The sequence below is a fragment of the Streptomyces aurantiacus JA 4570 genome (assembly GCF_000414115.1).
GTDB classification, from domain to species: domain Bacteria; phylum Actinomycetota; class Actinomycetes; order Streptomycetales; family Streptomycetaceae; genus Streptomyces; species Streptomyces aurantiacus_A.
Map to the genome: position 1 here is coordinate 1 of NZ_AOPZ01000246.1, position 9,057 is coordinate 9,057.

At 72.4% G+C, this 9,057-nt stretch carries 8 protein-coding genes and 1 pseudogene; 1 reads left to right on the forward strand and 8 read right to left on the reverse strand.

What is annotated here, in order from left to right; all coding sequences use genetic code 11:
* From STRAU_RS23330 to STRAU_RS23340, 3 genes are all read right to left on the reverse strand, one after another.
* A partial coding sequence (locus STRAU_RS23330; protein ID WP_037661367.1) for a hypothetical protein occupies positions 1-198 on the reverse strand: 198 nt, incomplete at its 3' end.
* 155 nt (positions 199-353) lie between these two features.
* Complete coding sequence (locus STRAU_RS23335; protein WP_016642841.1) at positions 354-1,160, reverse strand: SGNH/GDSL hydrolase family protein; 807 nt, start codon at positions 1,158-1,160, stop codon at positions 354-356.
* A gap of 146 nt (positions 1,161-1,306) precedes the next feature.
* Positions 1,307-3,409: an alpha-galactosidase gene (locus STRAU_RS23340; RefSeq protein ID WP_016642842.1), complete on the reverse strand. Its 2,103-nt coding sequence runs from the start codon at positions 3,407-3,409 to the stop codon at positions 1,307-1,309.
* Between the two features lie 266 nt (positions 3,410-3,675).
* Here STRAU_RS23340 and STRAU_RS23345 point away from each other — a divergent pair, with 266 nt between their 5' ends.
* Positions 3,676-4,473 carry a tyrosine-protein phosphatase gene (locus STRAU_RS23345; protein ID WP_016642844.1) on the forward strand — a complete coding sequence of 266 codons (798 nt, stop codon included), beginning with the start codon at positions 3,676-3,678 and terminating at the stop codon, positions 4,471-4,473.
* A gap of 23 nt (positions 4,474-4,496) precedes the next feature.
* Here STRAU_RS23345 and STRAU_RS23350 read toward each other — a convergent pair whose 3' ends face one another.
* From STRAU_RS23350 to STRAU_RS23370, 5 genes and pseudogenes are all read right to left on the reverse strand, one after another.
* Positions 4,497-4,613 carry a DUF6126 family protein gene (locus STRAU_RS23350; protein WP_037661371.1) on the reverse strand — a complete coding sequence of 39 codons (117 nt, stop codon included), beginning with the start codon at positions 4,611-4,613 and terminating at the stop codon, positions 4,497-4,499.
* 43 nt (positions 4,614-4,656) lie between these two features.
* The gene (locus tag STRAU_RS23355) at positions 4,657-5,289 is read right to left on the reverse strand and encodes a helix-turn-helix domain-containing protein (protein ID WP_016642846.1); all 633 of its coding nucleotides are present in this window, start codon (positions 5,287-5,289) and stop codon (positions 4,657-4,659) included.
* Between the two features lie 59 nt (positions 5,290-5,348).
* Positions 5,349-6,743, reverse strand: coding sequence for an aspartate aminotransferase family protein (locus tag STRAU_RS23360; RefSeq protein ID WP_016642847.1), 1,395 nt, complete (start codon positions 6,741-6,743; stop codon positions 5,349-5,351).
* A gap of 2 nt (positions 6,744-6,745) precedes the next feature.
* Positions 6,746-8,758: a 1-deoxy-D-xylulose-5-phosphate synthase gene (gene dxs, locus STRAU_RS23365; RefSeq protein ID WP_016642848.1), complete on the reverse strand. Its 2,013-nt coding sequence runs from the start codon at positions 8,756-8,758 to the stop codon at positions 6,746-6,748.
* 23 nt (positions 8,759-8,781) lie between these two features.
* A pseudogene (locus tag STRAU_RS23370) lies at positions 8,782-9,057 on the reverse strand (flavodoxin-dependent (E)-4-hydroxy-3-methylbut-2-enyl-diphosphate synthase); the annotation flags it as partial.

The window sequence follows — 9,057 nt, forward strand, 5'->3', positions numbered from 1 at the left end:
GGGCGCCTCGTCGGCGATCGCGGGCACGGCGAGGGCCCCGGACACCCCGAGCGCGGCGAGCGCGACGAGGGCCGCGGTGAGGGCACGCAGCGACGCACGCGGACGCGTGGTGCCCGCGAGCGCGCGCGGGCGGCGGACGAAGGCGGTGGGAACGCGGTGGTTCCCGGTGCGTGCGGTGGGGCGTGGGGTCGCGGACATGGGCGGGAGTCCTTCCGGTGGGGCGGTCTTCCGCCCCGGCGGGGACGGCTGGCCGACATCCCAGCACTCGCGCCCCCGCGCGCGGGGCCGCCACCCCGCTCTGTCACCTCACCGGTCGAGCCCGCACCCCCCGCGGGTGGGCGACCGCGAGGGCATCACGTCAACGGCATCAAGTCGGGCCGTTTGGCCGCCACATGATCACCGGACGACTCGCCGCGCAGCCGCCGTCCGATCCACGGCACCAGGTGCTCGCGCGCCCAGTGGACGTCGTCGCGCCGCTCCTCCAGGGTGCCGCGCGGCGGCCGCGGCGGCCACGGCTGCTCCGGGTCGGCGGGCACCTCGATCCCGAGCGCCTGGCCCGCCCGCATCGCCACCCGCGTGTGCCCCTCGGGCGACAGGTGGAGCCGGTCGGCGTCCCAGGCCCGCCGGTCCTGGATGGACTTCAGCGACCACAGGTCGAGCACGGGGCAGCCATAGCGGTCGGCGACCGCGCGGACATGGCCGTTGTACGTGGCGATCTTGCCGCGCAGATGCTTCAGGAGCGGCACGCGCCGGGTGTCGAAGCCGGTGGTGACGACGACGGTGCCGACGGCGGCGGCGAGCTCGGCGACGGCCCGCTCGAAGCGTTCGGCGACCTCGTCGGGGTCGGTGCCGGGCCGGATGATGTCGTTGCCGCCCGCGGCGAACGTCACCAGGTCGGGCCCGAGCTCCTTGGCCCGCGGCACCTGGTCGGCGACGATCTGGTCGAGGAGCTTGCCGCGCACGGCGAGGTTGGCGTATCGGAAGGAGTGCTCGGGCACGCGGTCGTCGAGGAGGACGGCGAGCCGGTCGGCCCAGCCGACGAACGTCCCGTCGGGCCCGGGGTCCCCCACTCCTTCCGTGAAGCTGTCGCCGACCGCTGCGTAGGAGGTGAAGGTGTCCGTGGGTGCGAATTTGCTGAAGTGTGTCGACTCTGCTGTCACGTCGTCACATCTTTCCTGGCGACAAGTGACCTACGCCATCGTAATAAGGGGTTGACGAGGGGTGAGATAAGCCACCGGTCAAGATTGCACCAACCCGGAATACGCGTCCGGGGACACCCGCGCCCCGCCCCTCGCGCGCCGCCCGCCTACGCGTCCGTGACCCGCCGGAGCCGGAAGACGGCGGCGTCCAGGTCGCCCCGCAGCCCGGTGCGCAGCCCGTAGTGGAGCAGGACCGCACCTCGGTGCGCCGCCCCCGTCTCCCGGCACGCGTAGGCCGCCGCCGGGTCGAGACCCCGCAGCCGCACCGGCGGCGGTTCCTGGCCGTACGCCTGCGCCGGGAGCCAGGCGAGGACGACGACGTCGTCCCCGCGCACGTACTGCACCGCGCTGACCCCGCCGTCCGGTTCCCGCAGCCGGTACAGGTCGCCGAGCTGCACGACGGGCCTGATCTCCTTGTACAGCTCCACCCAGCGGCGCGCCTCGGCGAGTTCGTCCTCGCTCCACCGGGTCAGATCGCCGCCGACGCCGAGCACCCCGGCCATGGCGCTGACGAAGCGGAGGCGCAGCGAGCTGACGCGCCCGTTGAGCTGTGTGTTGGGGCTGTCGGTGACCCAGGCGGCCATCACGCGCGCGGGGTGGAGCTGGCTGAACCCGTGCTGGATGGCGAGCCGGTCCAGCGGGTCGGTGTTGTCGGACGTCCACACCTGGTCGGTGCGGGCGAGGACGCCGAGATCGATCCGGCCGCCGCCGCCCGAGCAGGACTCGAAGGCCACGGCCGGGTGCGCGGCCCGCAGCCGGTCCACCAGGTCGTAGAAGGCGTGCACATGGCCGTCCCACAGGCGCTGCGGGTAGGGCTCGCCTGGCCACCCCGGGTCGGTGAAGCAGCGGTTGAAGTCCCATTTCACATAGTCGATGGGCGCGCTGGTCAGGAGGGCGTCGAGTTTCTCCCAGAGGTAGGTCTGGACGTCCTGGCGGGCGAGGTTGAGGACGAGCTGGTTGCGGAACTCGGTGCGCGCGCGGCCGGGGTGGTGCTGCACCCAGTCGGGGTGCGCGCGGTACAGGTCGCTGTCGGCGTTGACCATCTCCGGCTCGACCCAGATCCCGAACCGCATGCCCAGGGCGTGCACCTCGTCGGCGAGAGGCTTGAGGCCGCCGGGGAAGCGGTCGGGGTTGGGCGTCCAGTCGCCGAGCCCGGCCCGGTCGGACACGCGCGCGCCGAACCACGCGTCGTCGACGACGAACAGCTCCACGCCGAGCGCCGCGGCCCGCCCGGCGAGCGCCCGCTGCTGTTCCTCGGAGATGTCGAACCCGGTGGCCTCCCAGGAGTTGTAGAGCACCGGCCGCACCTCGTCCGCGTCCGGGATCACGTGCGCGCGCTGGTACGCGTGCCAGGCCCGGCTCGCCCCGCCGAAGCCGCCGTCGCTCCACAGGCCCGCGAAGACCGGCGTGGCGATCGCCGTGCCGGGCGCGAGCATCTGCTGCCCGGAGTCGTCGTGCCCGCTGCCGCCGGTGATCTGCACGGCGCCGTCCGGGAGTTGGTGCACGGCGATCCGCCACGACCCGGACCAGGCGAGCGCGCAGCTGTAGACCTCGCCGCTCTCCTCGGTGGCGCCGTCCGCGTCGAGCGCCACCCAGGGCAGGTGCTGGTGCCCGGTGTGCCCGCGCCGGCTGCCGATGACCTTCTCGCCGTACGTGAGCTCCGACCGTACGAGCCGGGACTCCGCCGCCCAGCGCCCGTGCAGCTGGGAGAGCCGCCAGCGCTCGCGCAGGGGCAGGGTCCAGGTCGCGGAGTCGGCGCGCAGGATCTCCAACTCCGGCGCTCCGGCGGGGGCTTTGTTGCTGAGGATGGCGTACCGCTCCACGACGTCGCCGCGCAGCCGCCAGGACAGCGTGATCTGAAGGCCGTGCACGGCGTCGGTGAAGTGGAGCTGGAGTTCGTCGTCGGCGCCCTCGGCCCACCGCAGGAAGCGCCACTCCGTCCCGCGCACCCCGCCGCCGCGCACCGAAAGCGCGGGCCGCACGAACCGCGGCCCGCCCTCGACCGGGTACTCCTCGCGCCCGTCGAGCCACGACTCGAAGGGCCGCTCCGGGGGCGGCGGCGCCGCGGCCAGCGCCTCGGCGTCGGCCAGGGCGATCCGCGGGCCCCAGTGCAGGTGCAGCAGCTCGTCGCGGCCCGTGAGGCGCAGCGCGTAGCTGCTGGTGGGCCCCGAGAGGAGCCACGTACGACCGTCTGCGCCGATCTCGATCATCGAACCCCCAGAGCCCCACAGATGCGGAAACGGATCTCAACAGGCACGCGCGCGTACGAACATCTTCGAGCCGTACAGCCACCGGGGCAACGCCCGCGCACCTCCCGCGTACGCCACCCTGACGCGCCCCCGCACGCGCCTCCGGGCACCCCTGTGCCAGGACTGATTGCCTCAGGAACCCGTGTCGTATCGTCGAAGGCGCAACCACCTGCGGGCCGCGTGCCCGCGAGGTCGCGCGAAGCCGCCCCCGAGCATGAGGAGACCCCGTGACGCAGCAGGTCCCGTCGACCGAGCCCGAGCTGGCCGGCGTGCGCAACTTCCGTGACGTGGGCGGACTGCCGACGGTGGACGGCCGCAGGGTGCGCCACGGCGTGCTCTTCCGCAGTGGTCACCTCGCGCACGCCACGGCGGCCGACGCGGCGTTCCTCGCCTCGCTGGGCCTGCACACGATCTTCGACTTCCGCAACGCCGCCGACCAGCGCCTGGAGGGCCCGGACGTGGAGCTGCCGGGGGTGCGCAATGTGAATCTGCCGCTGACGGACCCGGCGGACGGCGCCGAGTTCTGGAAGATGGTCCGCGACGGCGATCTGGACCAGCTCCGCGGCGTCCTGTCCGACGGCAAGGCCGCGGGCCGGATGACGGCCTCGTACCGGACGATCATCAAGGAGCGCACGGCCGAGCACAGCCGGGTGCTGCACGCCCTCGCCGAGGACAGCGTGCCCGCGCTCATGCACTGCGCGGCGGGCAAGGACCGCGCGGGCCTGTCCATAGCAGTGGCCCTGCTGGCGGTCGGCGTGGAGCGCGAGGCGATCGAGACGGACTACCTGGAGTCGAACGCCGCCCACCGCCGCTACAAGGTGCACCGCAGCAGCACCTCGCCGGACGCGATGTCCCCCGAGGTCATGGAGCTGCTGAGCCCGCTGTTCGACGCCCGCGCCGAGTATCTGGCGGCGGCCTTCGAGACCATCGAGCTGACCTGGGGCGACACCGACACGTATCTGGCGCGGGGCCTCGGCGTGAGCAAGGGGACGCGGGAGCGCCTGCGCGAGCGGCTCCTCGACTGAGAGCCTGTCTCAGCCCCCCGGCGTCACTGGTTCTTGCCCCCGAGCACGAACAGCAGGTAGACGAAGAACGCGAACACGTGGCCCACGGCGACATAGATGATCAGCCGGATCCACAGGGCGCGCGGGAACTTCTCCTCCATCGCCATGCGGCGTGCGGGCTGCCCGGACTGCGGCTGCTGCGGCTCAGATTCCGTCATGTCGGTCTCCCTGGGTGGTGCCGCCGAGGCACAGCGCGGTGGCGGGGCTCTGCAGCAAGGTGTGGACGAAGAGGAAGTCGGCGCCGCCGTGGTCCGCGGCGGCGATCCGGTGCGGGGTCAGCGAGTCGAAGTGCGCGCTGTCGCCCGGCGCGAGGAGGTGCGCGGTGTCGCCGAGCCGCAGCCGCAGCCGCCCCTTGAGGACGTACAGCCACTCCTCGCCGGGATGGACCCGCACGATGTCGCCCTGCGCCCCGTGCGGGACGTGCACGCGCAGCGCCTGCATGCCCCGGCCGGGCGCGCCGGCCTGCCAGTACGTCCAGCCGCCGGCGGCGGTGGGCTCCATGTCCGGGGCGCGGACGACCGCGTCCCGGTCGGCGGGCGTCTCGCCGAGCAGTTCGGAGACCGTCGTACCGTAGGTGCGCGCGAGCGCGAGCAGCATCGGCAGGGACGGCTGGCGCTGCCCGGTCTCCAGGCGGGACAGGTGCGCGGGCGAGAGTCCGGCCGCGCGGGCCGCGGCCTCCAGGGTCAGGGCGGCGCGGCGGCGCAGCTCCCGCAGTCGCGGGGCGACGGCGGGCAGCTCGTCGGCCGCCTCACCGTCGTCCGGGGTGGCAGGGCTCATACCGTAGATTGAGCCAGAGCCTTACCCCAGAGGCAATTTTGTTGCCCCAGAGGCAAAACTCATCGATTCGCCACCGCCTGCTTCACCAGCGTCCTGCCGAAGTCCCACATCAGCCCGCCCCCGCTGTGGGCGTCGTCCATGACGGCGGTGAAGGCCGCCACGAACCGGTCGACCTCCTTCTCCCCCACGGTGAGCGGCGGGATCAGCTTGATGACCTCCAGGTGGTCGCCGGACACCTGGGTGAGGATGCGGTGCTTCTGGAGCAGGGGGACGACCACCATCTGCGCGAACAGGCCCTTGCGCGCGGCCTGGAGCATCGTCCAACGGCTGCGCAGCTTCAGGGACTTGGGCCTGCCGAACTCGATGCCGACCATGAGTCCGCGCCCGCGCACCTCGCTCAGCAGCTCATAGCGGTCGACGAGCGCGGCGAGCCGTGACTTCAGCAGCTCACCGGTGACGCGCGCGTTCTCGACGACCTTCTCGTCCCGCATCACGGCGAGTACCGCGAGCCCGGCCGCCATCGCCTGCGCGTTGGACCCGAAGCTCGCCGAGTGCACGAGGACGCGGTCCATGGACGAGTAGACCTTCTTGAAGATCCAGTCCTTGCCCAGGGTCGCGCCGACCGGCACATAGCCCCCGGACAGCGCCTTGGCCACGCACACCAGGTCCGGCTCGACGCCCTCCTCGTGCTGGTAGGCGTAGAACTCGCCGGTCCTGCCGAGGCCCGTCTGCACCTCGTCGGCGATCAGGAGCGCCTTGTGCCGGTGCAGCAGCTCCTGCGCGGCACGCAGATAGCCGGGCGGCGTCTCGTGCACGCCCTTGCCCTGGACGGGCTCGACGATCAGCGCGGCGACGTCACCGCGCGCGAGCTCCGCGCGCAGCGCGTCGAGGTCGCCGAGCGGCACCGCCGTGTCGGGCAGCAGCGGCGCGAAGCCGTCGCGGAATCCCGTCTCACCGTTCACCGAGAGCGAGCCGGTGGTCAGGCCGTGGAAGGCGTGCGCGCAGTAGAGCACGCGCGGCCTGCCGGTGGCGTACCGGGCGAACTTCAGGGCGGTCTCCACCGCCTCGGTGCCGCTGTTGCCGAAGAACACCCGGTCCAAGTGCGGGCTGTGGGTGAGCAGTTGCTCCGCGAGCAGCCCGGGAAGGGGCTGGCAGTCGAAGCGGGTGAGGTCGGCGAGCGAGGCGTCGAGGACGTCGTGCAGCGCCTTGCGTACGACGGGATGGTGCCGGCCGAGGCCCATCACGCCGAAGCCGGCGAGCATGTCCAGGTAGTCGTTGCCGTCCGCGTCCCAGAAGTACGCGCCCTCGGCCCGTTCGTAGACCTTGTCGAAGCCGATGGTGTGCAGCATGCGCGGCAGTTGGTGGTTGAGGTGCCGCGCGTGCAGTTCGTACCGCTCGCCGCCGCGCTCGGCGAGCAGTCTGCCGAGGTCGAACTCCTTGCTCGTGCTCGTCATGCTCAGTTCTCCTCGCCGGCCACACCGGCTTTCTCCTTGCCGGGGGGACCGGCCTGCTTGCCGGGGGAACCGGCCTCTTCACCGGTGGGACCGGCCTGTCGCCGTACGTCCGCGCCGGGCTGTTGCCGCGTGTCCGCGCCGCACGCGTCCTTGCGCGCGAGGGTCGCGCTGATGCTCCCGGCGATCTCGACGGGAGTGAGCCCCAGGTCCGCGAGCACCTCGCCGCGTTTGGCGTGCGCGAGGAACTGGTCGGGGATGCCGAACCGCCGTACGGGAACGTCCACTTCGGCCTCCCCCAGGGCCAGCGCGACGGCCGAGCCGACGCCGGCGGCCTTGCTGTTGTCCTCGACGACGGCGACGAGCCGGTGCCGCGCCGCCAGCGGGGGCAGCGCCGGGTCGACGGGCTTGACCCAGCGCGGGTCGACCACAGCGCAGCCGATCCCCCGCTCCGCGAGGAGGTCGGCGGCCTGCAGGCACACCGGCGCCATCACGCCGACCGCGACGAGCAGCACGTCGGCCTCCGGGTCCTGGCGCAGCACGTCCATGGCGCCCACGCGGTCCACGGCCGGAACGGACGGGCCCACCGACTCCTTGGGGAAGCGCAGCAGGGTCGGCGCGTCGTCGACGGCGACCGCCTCGCGCAACTGCGCCCTGAGCTGGTCGGCGTCGCGCGGCGCGGCGATCCGCAGGCCGGGTACGACCTGGAGGATCGACATGTCCCACATGCCGTTGTGCGAGGCCCCGTCGGGCCCGGTGACCCCGGCCCGGTCGAGCACGAACGTCACCCCGCACTGGTGCAGCGCGACGTCCATCAGGAGCTGGTCGAAGGCCCGGTTGAGGAAGGTGGCGTAGACGGCGACGACCGGGTGGAGGCCGCCCGTGGCGAGCCCGGCGGCCGACACGGCGGCGTGCTGCTCGGCGATGCCGACGTCCCACACCCGGTCCGGGTAGGCCGCCGCGAACTTGGTGAGGCCCACCGGGTGCAGCATGGCCGCCGTGATCGCCACGACGTCCTCGCGCTCGGCGCCGATGCGGACGATCTCCTCGCCGAACACCGAGGTCCAGGAAGGGCCGTTGGACGGGGCGAGGGGCTCGCAGGTCAGCGGGTCCATGACGCCGACGGTGTGGAAACGGTCCGCCTCGTCGGCGAGCGCGGGCTCGTAGCCGCGCCCCTTCTCGGTGAGGCAGTGCACGAGGACGGGGCCGTGGAAGCGTTTCGCGCGCCGCAGGGCCGACTCGACGGCCTTGGTGTCGTGCCCGTCGATGGGGCCGACGTACTTCAGCCCCAGGTCCTCGAACATCCCCTGCGGTGCGAAGGCGTCCTTGAAGCCCTTCTTCGCGCCGTGCAGCGACTCGTACAGCGTCCGTCCGACGACGGGGGTGCGCTGGAGGATGTCCTTGCCCCAGGCGAGCACCTGTTCGTAGCTGTCGGTGGTGCGCAGCGTGGCCAGATGGTTGGCGAGCCCGCCGATGGTGGGGGCGTACGAACGCTCGTTGTCGTTGACGACGATGATCAGCGGCTGGTTCTTCGCGGCCGCGATGTTGTTCAGCGCCTCCCACGCCATGCCGCCGGTGAGCGCCCCGTCGCCGATGACGGCGACGACGTGCCCGCGCTCGCCGAGCACGTCACGGGCCTTGGCGAGGCCGTCGGCCCAGCCGAGCGCCGTCGAGGCGTGGCTGTTCTCGACGATGTCGTGCGCGGACTCCGCCCGCGAGGGGTAGCCGGACAGGCCCCCCTTGCCGCGCAGCTTCGAGAAGTCCTGACGGCCGGTCAGCAGCTTGTGTACGTAGCTCTGGTGGCCGGTGTCCCACACGATGCGGTCCTCGGGCGACTCGAAGACCCGGTGCAGGGCGATGGTGAGCTCCACCACCCCCAGATTGGGCCCGAGATGACCACCGGTCCTGGCGACCGCGTGCACCAGGAACTCCCGTATCTCCTCCGCCAGTTCGCCCAGCTCGGCCTCGGACAGCGCCTTGAGGTCGCGCGGCCCCCGGATCGTCTCCAGAATGGTCATGCTCGGGCCCCCTTACTGGTTGTTCAACTCACCGTGACGTCGGGCACCCCGGACGGGACGCCACCGGCCTCCATCTGTTCGGCGATCTTCATCGCCTCGTCGATCAGGGTCTCCACGATCTTCGACTCCGGGACGGTCTTGATGACCTCGCCCTTGACGAAGATCTGCCCCTTGCCATTGCCGGACGCGACACCGAGGTCGGCCTCACGCGCCTCACCCGGACCGTTCACCACACAGCCCATCACGGCGACCCGCAGCGGCACCTCCATGCCCTCCAGACCCGCGGTGACCTCTTCGGC